General features: G+C 67.1%; 19 protein-coding genes. 9 read left to right on the top strand and 10 right to left on the bottom strand.

All coding sequences use genetic code 11. The annotated features are described in order from the left end of the window. Window positions 1-61 precede the first annotated feature (61 nt). Together AB0I14_RS26235 and AB0I14_RS26230 are read left to right on the top strand one after the other, a co-directional pair. On the top strand, window positions 62-1,462 hold the full coding sequence (locus AB0I14_RS26235; protein WP_358028020.1) for a hypothetical protein: 1,401 nt from the start codon (window positions 62-64) through the stop codon (window positions 1,460-1,462). A gap of 176 nt (window positions 1,463-1,638) precedes the next feature. After that, window positions 1,639-2,418, top strand: coding sequence for a L,D-transpeptidase (locus AB0I14_RS26230; protein ID WP_358028018.1), 780 nt, complete (start codon window positions 1,639-1,641; stop codon window positions 2,416-2,418). On the opposite strand, the gene AB0I14_RS26225 is transcribed toward AB0I14_RS26230, so the two are convergent. From AB0I14_RS26225 to AB0I14_RS26215, 3 genes are read right to left on the bottom strand one after another with little or no spacing between them, the layout of a single operon-like run. After that, complete coding sequence (locus tag AB0I14_RS26225; protein ID WP_358028016.1) at window positions 2,399-3,055, bottom strand: sterol desaturase family protein; 657 nt, start codon at window positions 3,053-3,055, stop codon at window positions 2,399-2,401. The two genes, AB0I14_RS26230 and AB0I14_RS26225, sit on opposite strands and share 20 nt — an antisense overlap. After that, a complete protein-coding gene (locus tag AB0I14_RS26220) occupies window positions 3,052-3,774 on the bottom strand; it encodes a FadR/GntR family transcriptional regulator (RefSeq protein ID WP_358028013.1) in 723 nt (240 codons plus the stop codon). Before AB0I14_RS26220 ends, AB0I14_RS26225 begins: the two co-directional genes overlap by 4 nt. 54 nt (window positions 3,775-3,828) lie before the next feature. Then, window positions 3,829-4,563: a helix-turn-helix transcriptional regulator gene (locus AB0I14_RS26215; RefSeq protein WP_358028490.1), complete on the bottom strand. Its 735-nt coding sequence runs from the start codon at window positions 4,561-4,563 to the stop codon at window positions 3,829-3,831. Window positions 4,564-4,710: 147 nt separating this feature from the next. Between AB0I14_RS26215 and AB0I14_RS26210 the strand changes: the two genes are divergently transcribed. Further along, complete coding sequence (locus AB0I14_RS26210; protein WP_358028011.1) at window positions 4,711-5,034, top strand: hypothetical protein; 324 nt, start codon at window positions 4,711-4,713, stop codon at window positions 5,032-5,034. On the opposite strand, the gene AB0I14_RS26205 is transcribed toward AB0I14_RS26210, so the two are convergent. Then, a complete protein-coding gene (locus tag AB0I14_RS26205) occupies window positions 4,988-6,235 on the bottom strand; it encodes a cytochrome P450 (RefSeq protein WP_358028008.1) in 1,248 nt (415 codons plus the stop codon). The genes AB0I14_RS26210 and AB0I14_RS26205 overlap by 47 nt on opposite strands. A gap of 207 nt (window positions 6,236-6,442) precedes the next feature. Here AB0I14_RS26205 and AB0I14_RS26200 point away from each other — a divergent pair, with 207 nt between their 5' ends. Then, the gene (locus AB0I14_RS26200) at window positions 6,443-7,048 is read left to right on the top strand and encodes a hypothetical protein (RefSeq protein ID WP_358028005.1); all 606 of its coding nucleotides are present in this window, start codon (window positions 6,443-6,445) and stop codon (window positions 7,046-7,048) included. A gap of 16 nt (window positions 7,049-7,064) precedes the next feature. On the opposite strand, the gene AB0I14_RS26195 is transcribed toward AB0I14_RS26200, so the two are convergent. The 5 genes from AB0I14_RS26195 to AB0I14_RS26175 all read right to left on the bottom strand — a co-directional run bounded on the left by AB0I14_RS26195 (window position 7,065) and on the right by AB0I14_RS26175 (window position 12,034). Then, window positions 7,065-9,314 carry a molybdopterin-dependent oxidoreductase gene (locus tag AB0I14_RS26195; protein ID WP_358028002.1) on the bottom strand — a complete coding sequence of 750 codons (2,250 nt, stop codon included), beginning with the start codon at window positions 9,312-9,314 and terminating at the stop codon, window positions 7,065-7,067. Beyond that, window positions 9,311-9,880, bottom strand: coding sequence for a TetR/AcrR family transcriptional regulator (locus AB0I14_RS26190; protein ID WP_358027999.1), 570 nt, complete (start codon window positions 9,878-9,880; stop codon window positions 9,311-9,313). Before AB0I14_RS26190 ends, AB0I14_RS26195 begins: the two co-directional genes overlap by 4 nt. A gap of 90 nt (window positions 9,881-9,970) precedes the next feature. After that, entirely contained in the window at window positions 9,971-10,420 is a 450-nt protein-coding gene (locus AB0I14_RS26185) for a hypothetical protein (protein ID WP_358027996.1), read from the bottom strand. After that, window positions 10,417-11,547, bottom strand: coding sequence for a nitronate monooxygenase family protein (locus tag AB0I14_RS26180; protein WP_358027993.1), 1,131 nt, complete (start codon window positions 11,545-11,547; stop codon window positions 10,417-10,419). The genes AB0I14_RS26185 and AB0I14_RS26180 overlap by 4 nt, the downstream gene beginning before the upstream one ends. A 121-nt stretch (window positions 11,548-11,668) precedes the next feature. Beyond that, entirely contained in the window at window positions 11,669-12,034 is a 366-nt protein-coding gene (locus AB0I14_RS26175) for a VOC family protein (RefSeq protein ID WP_358027990.1), read from the bottom strand. A gap of 56 nt (window positions 12,035-12,090) precedes the next feature. Here AB0I14_RS26175 and AB0I14_RS26170 point away from each other — a divergent pair, with 56 nt between their 5' ends. After that, on the top strand, window positions 12,091-12,855 hold the full coding sequence (locus AB0I14_RS26170) for an HAD-IB family hydrolase (protein WP_358027987.1): 765 nt from the start codon (window positions 12,091-12,093) through the stop codon (window positions 12,853-12,855). Here AB0I14_RS26170 and AB0I14_RS26165 read toward each other — a convergent pair. Further along, entirely contained in the window at window positions 12,852-13,928 is a 1,077-nt protein-coding gene (locus AB0I14_RS26165) for a diacylglycerol kinase (RefSeq protein WP_358027983.1), read from the bottom strand. The genes AB0I14_RS26170 and AB0I14_RS26165 overlap by 4 nt on opposite strands. 108 nt (window positions 13,929-14,036) lie before the next feature. Between AB0I14_RS26165 and AB0I14_RS26160 the strand changes: the two genes are divergently transcribed. The 4 genes from AB0I14_RS26160 to AB0I14_RS26145 all read left to right on the top strand — a co-directional run bounded on the left by AB0I14_RS26160 (window position 14,037) and on the right by AB0I14_RS26145 (window position 19,214). Continuing rightward, window positions 14,037-14,774, top strand: coding sequence for a glucose 1-dehydrogenase (locus tag AB0I14_RS26160; RefSeq protein WP_358027980.1), 738 nt, complete (start codon window positions 14,037-14,039; stop codon window positions 14,772-14,774). A 173-nt stretch (window positions 14,775-14,947) separates the two neighbouring features. After that, window positions 14,948-17,674 (top strand): glycoside hydrolase, encoded by a 2,727-nt coding sequence (locus AB0I14_RS26155; protein ID WP_358028488.1) that lies wholly within the window; start codon window positions 14,948-14,950, stop codon window positions 17,672-17,674. Window positions 17,675-17,683: 9 nt separating this feature from the next. Continuing rightward, window positions 17,684-17,908 carry a hypothetical protein gene (locus tag AB0I14_RS26150; RefSeq protein WP_358027977.1) on the top strand — a complete coding sequence of 75 codons (225 nt, stop codon included), beginning with the start codon at window positions 17,684-17,686 and terminating at the stop codon, window positions 17,906-17,908. A 73-nt stretch (window positions 17,909-17,981) separates the two neighbouring features. Continuing rightward, on the top strand, window positions 17,982-19,214 hold the full coding sequence (locus AB0I14_RS26145) for an enhanced intracellular survival protein Eis (RefSeq protein ID WP_358027975.1): 1,233 nt from the start codon (window positions 17,982-17,984) through the stop codon (window positions 19,212-19,214). Window positions 19,215-19,221: the final 7 nt, after the last annotated feature.

Raw genomic sequence — 19,221 nt, 5'->3', positions numbered from 1 at the left:
TGAAGCTGCCACCGGGTAATGTCACCGTGAAACGTTTGGACGACGGCCACACTTTTCGGGGGTGCATGTGGACGCGGTGCTCGGTGTTTCGTTGACACCGTCCACCGTCGGTCTGGTCCTGGTCGAGGGCTGCGAGGCTGACGGGGCGACCGTCGACCATGAATCCCTCGACATCCGCGGCCTTGCGCCCGCGCGGACCGATGACATCTGCGCCGATGTCGTGAAGGCGGCCCGGCGCGTCGAAAGGGTTGCGGCAGAACGCGGTCTGCGCCTGACGGCGATCGGTGTCACCTGGAGTTCCGGGGCGGCTGCCGAGGGTGCGGCGTTGTTGAAGAAGTTCGCCGATGCCGGGTTCGCCGACGTGGTTCCGGTGCGGCTGCCCCACGCGACCGATGCATTGGCGCGGCGTGTCGCCGGCATTGTCGGATTCGACACGACGGGCGTGTGCGTCCTGGAACCCGATGTCGTGCAGGCGATGACGGTGGGCGGCAACAATCCGGTACAGACCGCGGTCAGCCGTGGCATCGAGACCGTGGCCGGCCTGACCGCCTGGTTGTCCGACATCTTCGACGCGGCCGATCCGCGGCCCGATGCGCTGGTGGTCGTGGGATCCGCTGTCGACCTGGACTCGGTGCTACCGAAATTGGAGCAGGCGCTTGCGGTGCCGGTGTTCACACCTGCCGAGCCCGGATTGCCGTTGGCGCGGGGCGCGGCGCTGGCCGCGGTGCGACGGGGCCGGTGGGGGACCGACGACCGCGTGGCCTCGGCTGGGTGGCGCTGGCCCACTACACAATTGACGCCCCTGGCGATATTGGTCGGTGGAATCCTGGCCTTCGGGGTGTCGCTGGCGCTGGCCGTCGGTCAGCAGCTGCTGCCCGGTTCGGAGCCGACTCCACACCGCAGCACACGTCCCGTGGTGAGCACGTCGGGCGACTCGGCCTCCGTCCAACAGACCCCTGCGGTCCCGGTGCCGGCCGCCCCGACGGCCGAACCCCCTCCCGTACTCGAACCCGTGGTCCAGGATGCCGGACCGGACTACGCCCTCGATCAAAGCGTCACAGCCCCACCCGAGCACACCGCGGTACCGGGCGAGCAGCTCGCTCCTGCCGGGTCTGACCCGGCACCGGTGACATCCGAGCTGCCACCGGCATTGCCCGAGCACGTACCCGGTGCGCCGCCGCCCGAAGCGGCACAACAGCCACCGCCGGCAGGTCAGATGCCGCCGGGCGAGACTGCCGTATCGCAGGAACCGTCCCCGACATCGGAAGTGCCGCCGCCTCCGCCTCCTCCAGCCCCGGAGGTTGCGCCGCCTCCGCCTCCTCCAGCGCAAGAGGCGGCACCGATACAACAGACCGCTGCGCAGGCTCCGGCGGCCGAACCGCCGCCGGAAGCGGCGCCACCGGCACCTGAGGCGGTCCCGGCGGTGCCCGAGCCGCAGGTGCCGGTTCCGGCCGCACCCTGATCTCTGTGACGTTGCTGAGGCCTCCGCAACGGTGCCGATGCGTGCGGTGAAACGTTCTGAGTCGCCGGGCCGATGAGTTCACCATGGGCAACCCACCGTGCTACCGCCGACCTCGAATTGCCGCCGCCACGCTGCGCCTAAAAGGGGCAGTGCCGGCGCTCACCTACACTGGTGGAATGCTGAGCGCCCCCTCGTCGTCATTCGGAACCGTTCGAGCGTCGGTACTGAAAGTGTTTGCGGCGATTGGTGTCGCCACCTTGGCCGCCGCGAGCACGGTTAATGTCGCATCTGCCGCAGTGAGCACCCCTGCACCCGGTGCGACCATCGAGCCCGCCGCGGGTTCGGTGGTCGGTGTCGCCATGCCACTGACCGTGACCTTCGACAACCCGGTGACCGACCGGGATGCGGCGCAGAGCAGCCTGAAGATCAGCTCGCCGGAAACCCCGACCGGCACCTTCACCTGGCTCAGTGACGATGTGATGCAGTGGAAGCCCGATCAGCTGTGGCCGGCTCATTCGAAGATCTCGGTCACCGCCGGTGGTGCCAAGACCAGCTTCGAGACCGGGTCAGAGGTGCTCGGTGTGGCCGATATCGATGCGCACACCTTCACGGTCAGCATCGATGGCGCGGTGGCCCGTACGATGCCTGCCTCGATGGGTAAGTCCAAGCACCCGACTCCGGTCGGCACGTTCAGTGCATTGGCCAAAGAGCCTGTCGTGGTGATGGATTCACGCACCATTGGCATTCCGCTGAGTGACCCGGAGGGCTACAAGCTCACTGTTTACGACGCGGTCCGGGTCACCTGGGGCGGCGTCTACGTGCACGGTGCACCGTGGTCGGTGGGGTCACAGGGGTATTCCAACGTGAGTCACGGCTGCATCAACTTGAGTCCCGACAATGCCGATTGGTACTTCAACACGGTGCACCTGGGCGATCCTATTGTCGTGCAGGCGTAGCCGCGTGCAGGTTCTTCGACGTCGGTGAGGTGGAGACCGTCGCCGGGTCCGGATACGTCCGTAGTACCCGGTCGGCGGTTCCGGCGGTGGTGACCGTGAACCAGTAGTGCTCGTTCTTGTAGTGGTGTTGCCGATGGTTGCGCCAAATCGCACGGTAGGCACGGGTTTTCGGCTTGTAGTCGCTGTGCACCAGGTAGTGGCACCACTCGTAGGACAGTCCCAGCACTGTCAGCAGGCACAGGAACGTCAGCCCCAGGGCGGGACGAGGGAATGCCAGCAGGGCGACGGCCACTGCGACGGGCAGGATCCACAGCAGCGCCCGCCACGGTATGAAGATCAGCGGGATATCGCGCGGGTCTACGTGGTGCAGCCGGTGATCGCGAGCCAGCAGCGAATCCACGGTGATCGGGCCGAACCGCCTTGGCCGCCAGTGCAGTACGAAGACGTGGACGATCCACTCGAAGAACGGGAACACCAGAAGCATCACCACTGGCACCAGCACGTCGGTGAGTTGCCAGTCTCCGACGGCACACCGCGCGACGACGCTGACGATCAGCGCGGTGCCGATCATCCAGGGGGAGGGGTGCCGGATGAATTCCCGTGCCGCGTCACCCAAGGTGAAAGCGTTGCGCGTCATCGGGTTTCCTCCAATGCCTCGAGTGCGCCCATGAGCGCGTTGGTGGCCGGCTCCAGCAGGTCCTGAGCAGCGTGGCGGGCGGCGGCCGGGTCACCCGCTTCGATGGCCTGGACGATCCGCCGGTACGCGTCGGGACGGCCGACCTCAGCGGCCATCATGGTGGCCAACGCCGGAAGTGCGGGCTCGTAGGTTTGCCGAAGGGTGTTGTACATCAACCGGAACGCGATCGAATCCGCACCGTCGACGATCAGGTCCCAGAAGGTGAGCGCGTGGCGTTGTTGCTCCACCGGATCCGGTTCGGCCGCCAGTGCGTCGACCGTGCGCGAGAGTTGCGTGACCACCTCGGACGGCGCCCGCTCGGCGGCCAACTCGGCGACCTTGGGTCCGTTGTGCAGGCGGGTTTCCAGGATGCTGCGAACCACACTCACGTCGAGTTCGCCTGCGCGCAACAGGAGTCGGGGCAACAGGTCCAGGCCGGCGTGCCTGCGGAAGTCCCGCACCGTGGTCGAGTCGCCCTGTCGAACCTCGACCAAGCCGGCCTCGGTGAGCCGCTTGATCGCCTCACGTACGGCCGGGCGGGACACCCCGAGTACCTCGGCGAGGCGGCGTTCGCTGGGCAGGGGTTCGCCGGGCTGCATCTGACCGCTGAGTACCTCGGCGACGATCTGCTCGAAGACGTCCTCGGGCACGGATCGGCGGTTTACCGGTTGTAATGCCATATGGTCATGCTGCCCGGCTAGCGGTCAGAGGTCAAGTGGTCAGACCACTAGATTTCAACGCAGCGCGGCGGCGGTCTCGGCGTCGGCCGGCAGAAACGCCTCGATACTCAGTTCCGCGGCGGTCAGGTCCAGCGCGGTGCCGAACGTGGTGACGGTACTGAGGAAGGTCAGCACGGTGCCGTCGAGTGCGGTCAATTCCAGTGGGACGACGACTCCGCCGAGATCGCGGACCGGCTCCATCCCTCCCGGGTAGGACTCGATCTCGGTGAGAAGACCGGCCAGCTCGGCCGATCCGCTCACGGTGACCTCGCGACGCAGCCGGCTGATCAGGTGGTGGCGCCATTCTGCCAGGTTGCGGATCCGGGGTGCCATGCCCTCGGGGTGCAGGGTGATACGCAGCGCATTGGGCCGGGTCAGCAGGTGCGGTGCGACGCCGTCCAGCATCACCGCGGTACCCGCATTGGCCTGCAACAGGTTCCAGGTGCGGTCGACGACCACGCAGGGAAAGGGGTTGTAGGCGTCCAACACTCGGGTTACCCCGTCGCGCACGGCGGTCATCTCGGGATCCTCCAGTGTCCGCTCGGCGTAAACCGGTGCCAGCCCCGCGGCCAGGAGCAGTTGGTTCTGGTCCCGCAGCGGCACCTCCAGTGCCTCGGCGAGGCGCAGCACCATGGCCCGGCTCGGTACCGACCGCCCGGTCTCGATGAAGCTGAGGTGACGCGCCGAAACCTCGGCCTCGATGGCCAGGTCCAGCTGACTGATGCGGCGGCGCAATCGCCAGTCGCGCATGAGCGATCCGATGGGTGTCGCGGTTGCCGCAGTCGTCACCACCCGAGTCTCGCTCACGCAGAGGCCGATAACCACTACCTGAGGGGTAATTGCAGTGATTACCCACGCCGCGAGATGGTGAGAGCAGTCCCCATGAAGGAGGCAGTAATGAGCGAAAAAGCCCAGTCATGCCAAGCGATTCCGCGTTGGCTGCACGCCGTCATGGCGGCCGACCGGGCCGGGTCGGCCGCCTACATCGGAGCCGGTTTCTTCTTCGCGCCGGTGCTCACGGTGGTATCGCCATGGCCCACGCTGACAACGGCACTCTGGATTGCGATCGCGCTCGCGGGCTTGTGGCTCGGGCTTCTCGGTATTGCGATGGCAACCGGTCTGGCGATCGTGCTGCGGTCGAATACCGAGATCCCGGAGGACTACTGGCGATCGATCATCGACTATCCGACCGGCCGCGGTAATCCACCTGCCAATGTTTGATGCCGTTGAGCCAACCCGACCGGAGCCGTTCGGGCGCTGCCAGCGGCGTCAGGTCGGGCATCCCGTCGGCGATCGCGTTGAAGATCAGGTCGATCGTCATCCTGGCCAGGTTGGCGCCGATGCAGTAGTGCGCGCCCGTGCCGCCGAATCCCACGTGCGGGTTGGGATCCCGCAGGATGTTGAAGCTGTACGGGTCGTCGAACACGTCCTCGTCGAAGTTCGCCGAGCGGTAGAACATCACCACCCGTTGCCCCTTCTTGATCGGCACGCCGGCCAGTTCGGTGTCTTCCAGTGCGGTGCGCTGGAATGATGTGACGGGCGTGGCCCACCGGACGATCTCGTCAGCCGCGGTGCCCGGGCGCTCGCGTTTGAACAACTCCCACTGGTCGGGGTGATCGGCGAAGGCCATCATGCCCTGGGTGATCGAGTTCCGGGTCGTCTCGTTGCCGGCCACCGCGAGCAGGATGACGAAGAAGCCGAACTCGTCATCGGAGAGTTTGTGCCCCTCGACGTCAGCCTCCAGAAGCTTGGTGACCAGATCGTCGCCGGGGTTCTTCGTCCGCTCGGCCGCCATCTGCATCCCGTACATGATCAACTCGACGGAGGCGCTGATCGCATCGTTGGAGGCAAACTCGGGGTCCTGGTCGCCGACCATCTGATTGGACCAGTCGAACAACTTCATGCGGTCTTCCTGCGGCACGCCCATCAGCCCCGCGATCGCCTGAAGCGGCAGTTCGCACGAGACCTGCTCGACGAAATCCCCCGAGCCCTCGGCTGCGGCGGCCGCGACGATGGCCCGGGCGCGGTCGGCGAGGTCGGCGCGCAGGTGTTCGATCGCCCGGGGCGTGAAGGCCCGGGAGATGATCTTGCGCAGATGTGTGTGGTGCGGGGCGTCCATGTTGAGCATGACGAACTTGCCCTGTTCGATCTGCTGCTGGACGGTGCCGTCGCGATAGCGCGGGAGGGCCGTCTTCTCCTGGCTGGAGAAGACGTCGCTGCGCAGCGAGACCTCTTTGACGTCCTTGTGCTTCGTGACGACCCAGAACCCGCCGTCGTCGAACCCCCCCTGGCCCAGCGGCTGTTCGTTCCACCAGATCGGAGCCTGCTTGCGCATCTCCGCGAGTTCCTCGACAGGAAGTCGTTCGGCGTAGATGTCGGGATCGGTGAAGTCGAATCCGGGCGGGAGGTTGAGAGTCGGCATGGCGTTGGCGCTCCTCGCGACGACGTTGTGTAGTGGCGTAAAGCCATTGCTACACCACAGGTGGGGCCCCTTGGAGCGGGTTTCGGAAACTCCCACATCGTTGGTATTGGAACGTGTTCCGATCCTTGCGCTGTAACGATTGAACGAGCGCAACGATGCACTCAGCGTTACCATCTGTCCCTGGAGCAACAGCGGGAGGAAATCGAGATGCGCGTCGACATCCAGAGGATTGCGTCGGTGGTGGCGTGCGGTGTGTCGGGGCCCCTCATTGCGCTGTCCGTGGCCGCCGCGGCAGCTGCCGAACCGGCCACCCCGGTGGTCCCGCCCGCCCCGGTACCCGCTCCGGCATCCGGGCCGGCATCGGCACCTGGACCGGCGCCCGGGCCGATAGCTCAGGCCGCCGCCGGAGATCCGGGCGCCGTGCCGGTCGCCCCCCCGGTGGGAACCCCGCACCTGGCGAGCCCGGACGCCCTGCCGCCCGGGGCGACCATGGACCCCACCGGACAAGGAAATGAAACTCCCAACCTGAGCTATCTCAAGGATCTGTGGCACGCCGTGCAGAGCCAGGAGATCAGCGGCAAGGAAGCACTGGTCCTCGGGATCGCGCAACGCGGGATGAACACGCCGGTCCCGGGTCAGGCACCCGGTCCGAACGTCCCGACCTCGCCGGGCGAGCAGGGCACGCTGGGCGCACCGGTGCCACCGGGCACGCCGATGCCACCGGGCACGCCGATGCCACCGGGCACGCCGATGCCGCCGGGAGCGCCCGTGCCCGCCGCGCCGGGCGGTCCGCCGCCGGCGCCCCTGCCCTGAGGTCCGGACAAGCCGATCAGGCGGGCACGCTTGCGGCCGGAATCCGATCGATCCGAGCGGGGACATGCTTGTGCCACGGTGTGCCCGCGTACGCGTCGCGCCACTGTGACGAGGTGAGCTCATTGGGGGCGACTCCGGGGACAATCGACTGTCCTTGGCCGTCGGTGTAATCGAGGCCGTACCCGTTGGGCAGCGAGATGTGTCCGGGCAACATCGCGTCGCTGATCTCCACGGTGGCCTGCGCGCTTCCCGCCGCGGTGGTGATCGTGGCCCGGTCACCGTCGAGCAGGCCGATGGCCGCGGCGTCCTCGACACTGATCCGCAACGCGCCCTCGGTGTCGCGCTTGCGCCAGCCGGGGTCGCGGAAGATGTCGTTGGCGGTGTAGGCCCGCCGCTCGCCGGCCGAGAGCACCATCGGGAACTCCGCGGTGGTCAGCGCTGCCGGTGTGCTCGGCAAAGCCCTTACCGCGTCGAGCATTTCGGGCATGTCGAGCGCGATCTTGCGATCCGGGTGACTGATCAGGGCGAAATCGTCCTGATACTCGTGGGCGGTGAACGTCAGCCCGGACCGGCCGGCCAGGATGGCCTTGAACAACGCGTTGCCGTCAGCGTGGCCCGCGCGCCGAACCGCGTCGGGGTAGGTCATCGCCGTCTTCTGGGCCAGGCCCCACAGCGCCGCGGCACCGGCCAGGCCGTCAGGAAGCGTTGGTCCGAGCGTTTCGTAGAGCACGTACGGCAGTACCCGGCCCAATCCCGGGTTGGCGCCCACCGCCGCCAGGAACGCTGCGGCGTAGGCATCCAGTCCCTCCCTGGCGGCGCGGCGCAGGGGGTCCAGCTCGGCATCGTCGACGGCACCGATCGCACGGACCAGGCGGGACCAGATCTCCGGTTCGGGCAGGGTTCCGGGCAGCGGTTCGAACAGCGCGTGACGCAGGTGGAAGTCGTTGTGCGGGAATTCCAGATTGAAGAAGGTGGCCTCGGGCTTCTCGAACTGATTGGCCGCGGGCAGCACATAGTCGGCCAGCCGTGCCGTTTCGGTCATCGCGACGTCGATCACGACCAGCAGGTCCAGCGATTCGAGCGCGGCCCGCACGGCCGCGGAATCGGCGATCGAGTGCGCCGGGTTGCTGCTCTCGACGATCATGGCCCTGAAGCGGTCGGGGTGATCGGTGAGGATCTCCTGCGGCACCGCGTTGGACGGAACCAGGCCGGCGATCACGGGCGCGCCGGTCACCGGGCTGCGACCCACCCCGCCCGAGCCGAACAGCGGGGCGAACGACGAATGCAGGTGTTGCCCACCGCGTTTGCCGAAGTTTCCGGTGAGGATCCACAGCATCTTGTTGAGGTAGGAGCACAGGGTGCTGTTGGGGGCCTGCTGGATTCCGAGGTCCTCGAACACGGCCACGCTGCCGGCGGCGGCGATGCGCCGCACCGCCTGGCGCAGCAGGGTCTCGTCGACGCCGCACCGCTGGGCGTAGTCTGCGATCGGCACCTGCCGCAGCACGTCGCGAACCGGCTCGGCGCCGTTGACGTGAGCCTCCAGAAACGCGTCGTCGCACAGGTTTTCCTGCACCAGCACCGCAGCCATCGCGGCCAGGCACCAGGCATCGGTTCCCGGCTTCACCCGTAGGTGGAAGTCGGCGAGCTTGGCCGTGTCGGTGATCACCGGGTCGATCACGATCATCGCGCGGTCCGGGTCCTTGGCGATCTCGTTGAGCACCACCCGGGCGCGCGGGAAGCTCTGTGACATCCAGGGGTTCTTGCCCACGAACACCGAGACCTCGGCGTGGGCGAACTCGCCGCGGGTGTGTCCGCCATAGAGGTGGGCATCGACCCACGCCTCGCCGGTCTTCTCCTGCGCCAGGGCATTTGACCGGTACCGCGACCCGATCGCCTTGAGGAACGCGCCGCTGTACGCGCCGCCGAGATGGTTGCCCTGGCCGCCGCCGCCGTAGTAGAAGATCTTGTCCCCGCCGTGGTTGTCCCGGATGGTGAGGAACCCGGCGGCGATCTCGGAAATTGCGGTGTCCCAGTCGATCTCCTCGTAGCTGCCGTCGGGTCGGCGGCGCAGTGGCGAGGTCAGGCGGTTGGTGCTGCTCTGGTAATGGTCCAGCCGCAGTGCCTTGTTGCAGGTGTAGCCCTGCGAGGCGGGATGGTCCTTGTCGCCGCGGATCTTGGTGATGGACCGGCCTTCGGTCTGCACCACGATGCCGCAGTTGCACTCGCACAGGATGCAGGCGGTGGGTTGCCATTGATCGGCGGTCATGATGATGTTCCTTCCGGCAGGAGTGCGCGAAGTCGACGGTGGATCAGGTCGAGCGGTGTGACATCGCGGGTTGCCCGCGCCACCACCACCGCACCTTCGATCGCGGTCAGGATCAGCATCGCCAGCTCTTCGGCGCGCTCGGCGGACACTCCGTCGTCCTGCAGCCGGCGGGTGATCTGACCGGTCCAGCGAGTGAAGGCCACCCCGGCACGGTCGAGGACAGCGGACTCGGTGGCCCCGGGTTCGCCGGCCTCGACAGCGACCGCGACGATCGGGCACCCGGCCCGGAAGTCTGTGGCGGACAATCGTTTACGAAATCCGGCGATCATCGCGTCGAGGAGCGCCACGGTACTGTCCGCCTTTTCGATGCGGCCGGCCACCTGATCGCCCGCGTAATCGATTGCCTCGCAGAGGAGTTGGGTGCGACCGCCGGGGAAGTAGTGATACGCCGAGCCACGTGGGGCGCCGCTGTGGGCCAACACGTCGGCAATCGCGGTCGGGTGCGCGCCGCGCTCCCGGATCAGCAGTGCGGCCGAAGCCACCATGCGTTCACGAGGACTGGTCACGCTCCAACCCCTTCATCGGTTATGTATGCAACCATACATAACCGACGGGCACGGGTCTATCCCCGGCGTAAAGGTCTCGAAGCCCTCGGTCTAGGGGGCGGTCACCAGCCACAGCACGAGAAATGCGGACATGCCGGACAGGCACAGCAGATGGTCGCGACAGATGGAGCGGGCCAGGTGTGACTGCTCGGCTGGACTGCCGGTCCGGAGGCCCAGGGCGACTGCGTTGGGCACGGTCCGAACGAGGGCGAGAGCGATCGGGGCGCCCGCGAGCACCGCCAACACGCCGGTCAGCCAACCCGGGCCGGTGCTGTGGAATGCGTGAAAAGCCAACGCCGCCAGGAGAATCGCCATGACGGCGGCGATCAGCAGGCTCATGGGGCGGGACGTGGTGGTCGCGCGGCGGTAGTAGCCGGCGATGGACGCCAGCACGGGTTCCGGTATTTCAGACGACCTGCGATGGGCCAGCACCTGAACATCGAAGATCAGGTCCATCCACAGGACGGCGATCAGGAACCCGCTGCCGGCGGCCTCGATCACACGCCGGCAGCCTCGTTGAGTGCGTTGAGGGTGCCCGTCGCCTCCAGGTATTCCTGCACCCAGCGCTCGATCACCGCGGAGGTTTTCTCCACCTTGGTGAACTGGCCGACCACCTGGCCGACCGGGTTGAACGCGACGTCGACGCTCTCGTTGGGGTACTTGTGCGTGGCGGCCACGGCCATGCCGGACACCATGTACTGCAAGGGCATGCCGAGCGGCTTCGGATTGTCCGGGTTCTCCCAGGCGTCGGTCCAGTCGTTGCGGAGCATGCGGGCCGGCTTGCCGGTGAACGACCGGCTACGGACGGTGTCCCGGCTGGTCGCCTTGGCGTACGCGGCGTGCTGCACCTCGGTGTGCTCGGACTCCTCGACCATGACCCACTGGGATCCGGTCCAGGCGCCCTGTGCGCCGAGTGCCAGCGCCGCGGCGATCTGTTGACCGCTGCCGATGCCGCCGGCGGCCAGGACCGGAACCGGGGCAACTTCCTTGACCACCTGGGGCCACAGCACGATCGAGCCGACCTCGCCGCTGTGGCCGCCGGCCTCGCCGCCCTGGGCGATGATGATGTCGACGCCGGCGTCGGCGTGCTTGCGGGCCTGCGACGGCGATCCGCACAGTGCCGCGACCTTGCGGCCCTCGGCGTGGATGCGCTTGATCATTTCGGCCGGGGGCGTGCCCAGCGCGTTGGCGATCAATGTCATCTTCGGATGCTTCAGCGCGATCTCGACCTGAGGGGTCGCGGTGGCCTCGGTCCAGCCGAGCAGCTGCAGGGCGTCGTCGTCGCTGTGGTCGACCGGAACGCCGTGGTCGGCGAGGATCTTCTTGGCGAAGTCCAGGTGCTCCTGGGGCACCAGGGACTGCAGCATGCCCTTGAGGTCGTCGGCCGACATGTCGGCATCCATGCCCTCGTACTTGTTCGGGATCACGATGTCGACGCCGTACGGGTGGTCACCGATGTGCTCGTCGATCCAGTTGAGCTCGATCTCGAGCTGCTCGGGGGTGAACCCCACGGCGCCCAGCACGCCGAAACCACCGGCCTTGCTGACGGCGACCACGACGTCGCGACAGTGGGTAAATGCGAAGATCGGGACGTCGATCCCGAGCTCGTCGCAGAGTGCGGTGTGCATTCGGAGCTCCTTGTGATGGCGGTGCTGTTTGTGAGTCCCCGGCCGATGCGGCCCGGACAGAAGTGGAACGTGTTCTATTTTAGTACCACGACGGGTCTTTCAGGGGCTCGACCCGGCAGATTCAGGCGAGGTCGGCGACGAAAGACACTTCGTTGCCGTCCGGGTCGGCGACGTCGATCACGGCGACCATGTCGGCGATGACCTGCGGCTCTCCGACCGTCACGCCGTCGCCCCGCAGTCTGGCGACGGTGGCTTCGAGATCGTCGATCCCGAATCGCACGGCGGTCCGGCCTGCGCCGACGGGATCGGTGACGACCTGTAGCCAGGCGGTGGCGGTCAGCTGCCATTCAGCGACACCTGGAACCGGTTCCAGGTCGGGTTCCCGGTCGAGGAGTCGCGCATACCAGTGCTTGGCGGCCTCGAATCGTCCGGTGGCGATGACGGCGGCCATGTCCTTGATCGCGATGGTGCGTGCCGGTGGGGACATGCCTCATTTCTAGTCTCGACTGGCCGATTGTCGTGGGAGCTTGGTGTACTAGCCCCATGGGCCGCACGTTGTCGCCACCCGCGTCACTCGAGGAGATCGGGGACGGCCCGGGTGGAGCGCAGGTGGGGGCCTTCTTCGACTTGGACGGCACATTGGTGGACGGATTCACCGCCACGGCGCACGCCGGTCATCGCATTCGCCGGCGGCAGGCCGCCGCCGGCGAGATCCTCGGAATCGTCGAAGCCTCGGTGCGGTACCGGATCGGCCGGATGCCGTTCGAGCGGCTGCTGGTGCGGGCGGCCGGATACCTACGTGGCGAATCCCTGCTCGAGCTCGACGAGCTGGGCGAGTACCTGTTCGAGAGTCGCATCAACCAGCGGGTCTACCCGCACATGCGGGACATCGTGCGTCGTCACCAGGACCGCGGCCATACCGTCGTGATGAGTTCCTCGGCCCTCACCATCCACGCCGAGCCGGTTGCCCGCCACCTCGGGATCAGCCACGTGCTGTGCAATCACTTCCTGACCGACGGGCAGGGGCGGCTGACCGGGGGAATCGTCGAACCCATCATCTGGGGCGCGCGCAAAGCCGCCGCGGTGCAAGATTTCTGCCAGTCCAGACAGGTCGACCTGGCCCACAGCTATTTCTATGCCGATGGCGATGAGGACGGGGCGCTGATGCGGTTGGTGGGCCGGCCTCGGCCGGTGAACCCGCGGCCGGGCCTGGCCGCGGCGGCCACCGATCAGGATTGGCCGGTCCTCTCCGTGCCGCGTCCCGGCAGCCGGCGTCGGGGTGATCGCCGGCTGCGACCCGGTGCCTAGCTCAGCTTGTAGAGACCCTTGCCGGTGACGAGCGGCAGATCCAGGGTGGTGCGGATGCCCGGCTCGGCGGCCACCACATCCGGGATGGCGTTGACGATGCGGCCGGCCGCCGCCACGATCGCGGCGTGGTTGTGATCGCCTTTGCGGCTGGTGGGGCAGATGTCGACCACGTACGACGGCTCGCCGACGATCTCGACGCGGTAGGAGCCGCCGGGCTGTGCCGACTGCGCCCAGTCGGGCCGGAGGTCGTCGCGCAGTCGGGTGACGTGTTCGATGACGATCACCGGTTCGCCGGCCACCATGCCGCGGATCTCGAACCGCATCGCGGCCACCGTGCCCTTGGCGATGTGGCCGGCCGCGATGTCGAACGCCTCCGGTGCCGGCTCTTTCTCGCAGACCTCGGTGATGTCGTCGATCTCGACGCCCAGTCCGGCGGCCAACTGCCGGATCGAGGTTCCCCAGGCGATGCTCAGCACGCCGGGCTGGAACAGGATCGGGGTCTCGTCGAGTGGCTTGCCGAAACCCATCACGTCGAACATCACGGTGGTGCCGTCGTAGGTGGCGTAGTCGGCGATCTCCATGCACCGCACCTGCTCGATGCTCTGGCAGGTGCCGGCCAACGCGAACGGGATCAGGTCGTTGGCGAACCCGGGATCGACGCCGGTGATGAAGAGGCTGGCGTTGCCGGCCTTGGCGGCCTCCTCGATGCCGTCGATGTACTTGCGCGGCATCAGTTTCCACGGGAACTGCAGGACCACCGGTGCGGATCCGACGACGTTGATCCCGGCGGCCAGCAACCGCACCACGTCGGTGATGGCTTCCGGGCCGCGTGTGTCGCCCATCGCGCAGTAGACGGCGCAGTCCGGCTTGGCCGCGATCACCGCGTCGAGGTTGTCGACGGCCCTGACCCCGGTGGCGATGTCCAGTCCGGCAAGCTCTCCGGCGTCCTTGCCGACCTTGGACTCGGTCGACACACACAGGGTGGTGAGCTCGTAGGCGGGGTTGGTCAGCAGCCCCGTCAACGCCAGTCGACCGACGTTGCCGGTTCCGATGTGGGCGACCCGGATTGTCATTTACGTCTCCCGTTTCGTTTGTAACGTGCCGTTCCGGAAGTATGCCTAGCGGACAAGGAAATTGGAACAGGTTCTAATTTGTGACCGCAGGCGGTAGCCTCACCCGTCATGGGACGGGTAGACGGAAAAGTGGCACTCATCAGTGGCGGCGCGCGGGGGATGGGCGCCGAGCACGCCCGGGCGCTGATCGCCGAGGGCGCCAAGGTGGTGATCGGGGACATCCTCGACGACGAGGGCAAGAAGCTGGCCGCCGAGCTCGGCGAAGCGGTGCGCTACGTCCACCTCGACGTCACCGACGCCGACCAGTGGGACGCCGCGGTGCAGACCGCGATCTCGGAGTTCGGGGCACTCAATGTGCTGGTGAACAACGCCGGGATCGTCGCGCTCGGCCAGATCGGCAAATTCGATATGGCTCAGTGGCAGAAGGTGATCGACGTCAATCTGACCGGCACATTCCTGGGCATGCAGGCGTGTGTCAAGGCGATGAAAACCGCGGGCGGCGGCTCGATCATCAACGTCTCGTCCATCGAGGGGCTCCGCGGCGCGGCCATGGTGCACCCGTACGTCGCCTCCAAATGGGCCGTGCGCGGCCTGACCAAGTCCGCGGCGCTGGAGCTGGGGCCCAAGCAGATCCGGGTCAACTCGATCCACCCAGGATTCATCCGGACCCCGATGACCGAGCATTTCCCCGAGGACATGCTCACCATTCCGCTGGGCCGGCCCGGACAACCCGATGAGGTCTCCAGCTTCGTGGTTTTCCTGGCCAGCGATGAATCCCGCTACGCCACCGGCGCCGAGTTCGTCATGGACGGTGGCCTCGTCAACGACGTCCCGCACAAGCTCTGAGGGTGCACCGGCCGCGCGGGGCGGCACGCACCACGGCAGAATGACCCGGCACGGCATCGACTCCCCGACGCGGTGCCGTACCGGTCTTTGAGGAGCTGCCCATTTCCGCCCGGAATCGCCGCGCCGGCTTGAGTCTGGCGGGTTTGGTCGTCGTCGCACTACTGGTGTTGTCGCTGTGCGTGGCCGATTTCCCGCCGTTCGCCAAGCCGGAGCCGCCGTCGGGGCGGGTGGAGCTGGCCCAGGGCTGGCAGCTGGCCTCGGCGCGCACCGTGACGGCCGACGGTGCGGCGCTGTCCACGCCGGGCGAGGTGAACGCCGACTGGCACCCCGTCAAGCACATGCCGTCCACCGTCTTGGCCGCGCTGCAGGACGACGGCACCTACCCGGACCTGTATGTCGGGGACAACCTGACCGATGTGCCCGACGACCTGTACCGCCAGGATTGGTGGTACCGCACGACGTTCGCCGCACCGCAGGGAAGCTCCAGCTACCGGCTGGAGTTCCCCGGCATCAACTACCGCGCCGAGGTCTGGCTCAACGGCAAGCTGATCGCGGGCAATTCACTGCTGGTCGGCATGCATACGGTCCACGAGATCGACGCGACGCCGTGGATCAACCCCGGCGGTGCCAACACGCTGGCCGTCAAGGTGACACCCGAGCAGGCGCTGCAGGACATCGACGGGGTCGAGCTCGCGGACAGCTGGTGGGACTGGCTCAACTGGAACCGCATCGGCTACCAGGGCCCGGACAAGAACCCGCTGCGCGGCAATTCCTATGTGGCCGACCGCAATGCGGGCATCTTCAAACCCGTCTATCTGAGCTATTCCGGCCAGGTCGTGCTCAGCGACCCGCTGGTCACCTCGGAGCTGCCGTTGCCTGACACCTCTCACGCCCGGCTCACGGTCTACTCCGACATCCGCAACACCGCCGACGTTCCGATGCGCGGCGTGGTGCGGGCCCGGATCAGCCGACCCGGAAAGCCGACCATCTCGGTGGATCAGGCGGTCACCCTGGCGCCGGGGGAGAAGCGTGAAATCCGCTTCGATCCGGACACTTTCGCAGCGTTGCGGGTGGGCGACCCGGACCTGTGGTGGCCCTACACCATGGGCAAGCCTGACCTGTATGACCTGCGGCTGGAGTTTGTGCGGTACGGCCGACCCACCGACACGGTGGATTCGCGATTCGGCATCCGCACCGTGGCGCAGCACCGGGACAACGACGAGGAGTTTCCGGATCTGGGCCGCGGCGGCAGCTTCTACCTGACCGTCAACGGGCGCGACTTCCTGGTCCGGGGTGCGGCGTACACGCCAGATCTGCTGTTCGCCTACGACCCGAAGCGTGAGGACGCCATTCTCGGATACGTCCGGGACCTGGGACTGAACATGTTGCGCCTGGAGGGAAAGTTCCCGGGCGACAACATCATCGAGCGGGCCGATGAACTGGGCATTCCGCTGATGTACGGGTGGATGTGCTGCAACCAGTGGGAGAAGTGGTGGCAGTGGGACGACGAGGATCGGCGGGTGGCCGACGAGAGCATGCGCTCGCAGATCCTCTCCCTGCGCGGACACGCCTCGGCGTTCCTCTGGGCCAACGGCAGCGACGGCAAGCCCCCGGCGCCGGTGCTCGACGGCTACCGCCGCATCCTGGGTGAGCTGCACTGGCCCAACACCGTCGTCGACACGGTGTCGTCGCTGGCCCGCGACGCCGACGGCGAGCCCGACTGGGATGGCATCCACATGGCCGGCCCGTATACCTGGCGCCCGCCGAGCTACTGGTTCGACGGCCGCTATCAGGCCACCCGCGGCTCGAACGCCGAACAGGGCGACAACGAACACATCCCGCCGTTCGCCAGCCTGCAGAAGTTCATCCCGCCGGACAAACTGTGGCCGATCAACGAGGCCTGGTATTTCCACGCCGGGGCCAACCCGAGCAACGCCGCCCTGGAGAGCATCCGTACGGCGGTGGTCCAGCGGTACGGATCATCGAGCGGCGCTGAGGAATTCGCCCGCAAAGCCCAGCTTGCCCACTACGAGTCGACGCGCGCACAGTTCGAGGCGTTCGCCGCCGGTGGGTGGGACAACCACAAGATGACCATCTACTGGATGCTCAACAATCACTGGCCGTCGTTCTTCGGCCATCTTTTCGACTACTTCCTGCGGCCCGGCGGTGCGTACTTCGGAGCCAAGAAAGGGCTGCGTCCGCTGTCGGTGGTCTTCGACTCATACGCCACCGGCGACCACGACACGGCCGGCGTCAAGGTGGTCAATCAGTCACCGCAGGAGCGGACGGGTCTTCGGGTGCGGGTGCGCACCTACGACCTGACCGGCCGAATGCGCGACGACCGCAGTTCCGATGTGCCGGCCGTGCCGTCGAACGGTGTGGTGCCGGGGTTGACGCTGCCCCGGCTTGCCCTCGACTCGCCGGTGGTGTTCGTCCGCTGCGAACTGCTCGACGAGTCCGGCGCGGTCGTCGCCGACAACACGTATTGGCAGTCGCAGAAACTCGACGATGTCGGGCCCCCGGTCAACGACCAGGCCTTCGACCTGGTGCAGAGCAGCTGGGCCGACATGACCCCGCTCAACACCATGGCGCCGGCACCGCTGGAGGTGACCGCGTACCGGACCGACTCGGCCGACGGTGGTGCCAGCGTGAAGATTCATCTGCACAATCCGGGCCGTCACGTCGCGTTCTTCGAACGCGCCGAGATCACCACCACCCGCGATGGTGACGAGATCCTGCCGATCGAATACTCGGACAACTACGTCACGGTGTATCCGGGGGAGACGGTCGAGGTGACGGGCACCGTGACCGGATCGGAGCACGCCGCGAACTGGGTGCGGGTCGGCGGCTACAACAGCGCACCGACGGTGGTGCCGATCGACCAGCGGGCACGGCGATAGGATCGGCAGATGACCACAACCGATGAGCGCCATGAGGTCGGCCAGCTGGCCGAAAGCGGCGGATGGCTGCACCGTGACCTCGAGCGGGTGGACGTCTACCAGCGCGGGGCGAACCGGATCAGGGTCGTGTGGCAGGGCCCGAGCGTGATCAGCGGGGCGACGCTGTACCAGGACGACATCATGACCACCTACACCCGTGAACTGGCGACGGTGAACAACTGGCTCAAGCGCTGAGTCGGTAGCCGGGACGTCGGCCCCCCGAAATTCAGTCGCGGTGGTCGATGACGGTGTGGCACTGTCGGATTCTGTGATCGACAACCCGTCTCCGCGAACTTCGGCAACCACCCTCACACTGCACAGCGTCACCGACGCCGACTGGCCGGCCATGGCGCTGCTCGGCAACACCGCCTTCGCCGAAGTCGGCCACCTGGAATCGATGGAAGTGTGGCGGCAGCTGGTGGCCGCCGACGGCGGCGTGGTGATGCGTGACGGCGGCGCAACTGGGGACATCGTCGGACAGTCGATCTACCTCGATCTCAACCTCACCGTTCCGGGCGGCGCCGTGCTGCCCGCGGCGGGCATCAGCTACGTGGCCGTGGCACCCACGCATCGACGCCGCGGGATCCTGCGCTCGATGTACACCGAGTTGCACCAGCGGATCGCCGATGCGCGGTATCCGATCGCCGCGCTCACCGCCAGCGAGGGCGGGATATACGGCAGGTTCGGCTACGGCCCGGCCACCACCGTGGAACTGATGTCGATCGACCGCAGATTCGCGCAGTTCCACGCCTCCGTCCCCGATCCCGGCGGCGTCCGCCTGGTCAAACCTGCCGATCACGGCGACTCGTTCGCCGAGATCTACGATCGCTGGCGGCAGCAGACGCCGGGTGGGCTGGTATGTCCGACGGCGCTGTGGGACGACGCCCTGGCCGATCGGGAGAACACCCGCGAGGGCGGTTCTGAACGGTTCGCATTCCTGCATCCGGATGGCTTCGCGCTGTACCGCGTGCACGGCGAGGAGTCCCGGTCGATCCGGGTAAGCGAAGTCACCGCGGTCACGTCTGACGCCTACATCGCCCTGTGGCGGGCACTGCTGGGCATGGACCTCATCGAGAAGGTGAGCACCTGGACGCACCCGGGCGACGCCTTGCCCTACCTGCTGACCAATCCACGGCTGGCAAAAGTGACCTCGAGCAGTGATGACCTGTGGATCCGGATCATGAACATCCCGGTGGCTCTCGAGGCCCGGCGGTATCAGGCCGACCTCGACGCGGTACTGGAGGTCACCGACGATTTCCGCGGTGATGGCGGACGATTTGCCCTGCAGATTCGCGATGGCAGCGCACGGTGTGCGCCCACCGACGCGCCGGCTGACATCGAGCTCGACCTCGACGTGCTCGGAAGCCTCTATCTCGGCAGTCACCGTCCGGAACCCTTCGCGGCGGCAAACCGGTTGCGCAGCAAGGACTCAGAACTGGTGGCGCGGCTTGGTGCGGCCTTCGCCAGTGATGTTCCGGCGGTCCTCGGTTACAGCTTCTGAGCCGGGC

The organism is Mycobacterium sp. NPDC050441 (assembly GCF_040655355.1).
In the GTDB taxonomy this organism is placed as follows: Bacteria; Actinomycetota; Actinomycetes; order Mycobacteriales; family Mycobacteriaceae; genus Mycobacterium.
The sequence above is the reverse complement of the archived record's forward strand: the minus strand, read 5'-3'. Positions and strand labels throughout refer to the sequence as shown.

Coding starts and splice junctions, on each gene's coding strand:
- AB0I14_RS26175 (WP_358027990.1), bottom strand. CDS start 12,034: ATGTCCCCACCGGCACGCACCATCGCGATCAAGGACATGGCCGCCGTC.
- AB0I14_RS26225 (WP_358028016.1), bottom strand. CDS start 3,055: ATGACGCGCAACGCTTTCACCTTGGGTGACGCGGCACGGGAATTCATC.
- AB0I14_RS26180 (WP_358027993.1), bottom strand. CDS start 11,547: ATGCACACCGCACTCTGCGACGAGCTCGGGATCGACGTCCCGATCTTC.
- AB0I14_RS26195 (WP_358028002.1), bottom strand. CDS start 9,314: ATGACCGCCGATCAATGGCAACCCACCGCCTGCATCCTGTGCGAGTGC.
- AB0I14_RS26210 (WP_358028011.1), top strand. CDS start 4,711: ATGAGCGAAAAAGCCCAGTCATGCCAAGCGATTCCGCGTTGGCTGCAC.
- AB0I14_RS26200 (WP_358028005.1), top strand. CDS start 6,443: ATGCGCGTCGACATCCAGAGGATTGCGTCGGTGGTGGCGTGCGGTGTG.
- AB0I14_RS26205 (WP_358028008.1), bottom strand. CDS start 6,235: ATGCCGACTCTCAACCTCCCGCCCGGATTCGACTTCACCGATCCCGAC.
- AB0I14_RS26165 (WP_358027983.1), bottom strand. CDS start 13,928: ATGACAATCCGGGTCGCCCACATCGGAACCGGCAACGTCGGTCGACTG.
- AB0I14_RS26160 (WP_358027980.1), top strand. CDS start 14,037: ATGGGACGGGTAGACGGAAAAGTGGCACTCATCAGTGGCGGCGCGCGG.
- AB0I14_RS26215 (WP_358028490.1), bottom strand. CDS start 4,563: ATGCGCGACTGGCGATTGCGCCGCCGCATCAGTCAGCTGGACCTGGCC.
- AB0I14_RS26170 (WP_358027987.1), top strand. CDS start 12,091: ATGGGCCGCACGTTGTCGCCACCCGCGTCACTCGAGGAGATCGGGGAC.
- AB0I14_RS26230 (WP_358028018.1), top strand. CDS start 1,639: ATGCTGAGCGCCCCCTCGTCGTCATTCGGAACCGTTCGAGCGTCGGTA.
- AB0I14_RS26220 (WP_358028013.1), bottom strand. CDS start 3,774: ATGGCATTACAACCGGTAAACCGCCGATCCGTGCCCGAGGACGTCTTC.
- AB0I14_RS26150 (WP_358027977.1), top strand. CDS start 17,684: ATGACCACAACCGATGAGCGCCATGAGGTCGGCCAGCTGGCCGAAAGC.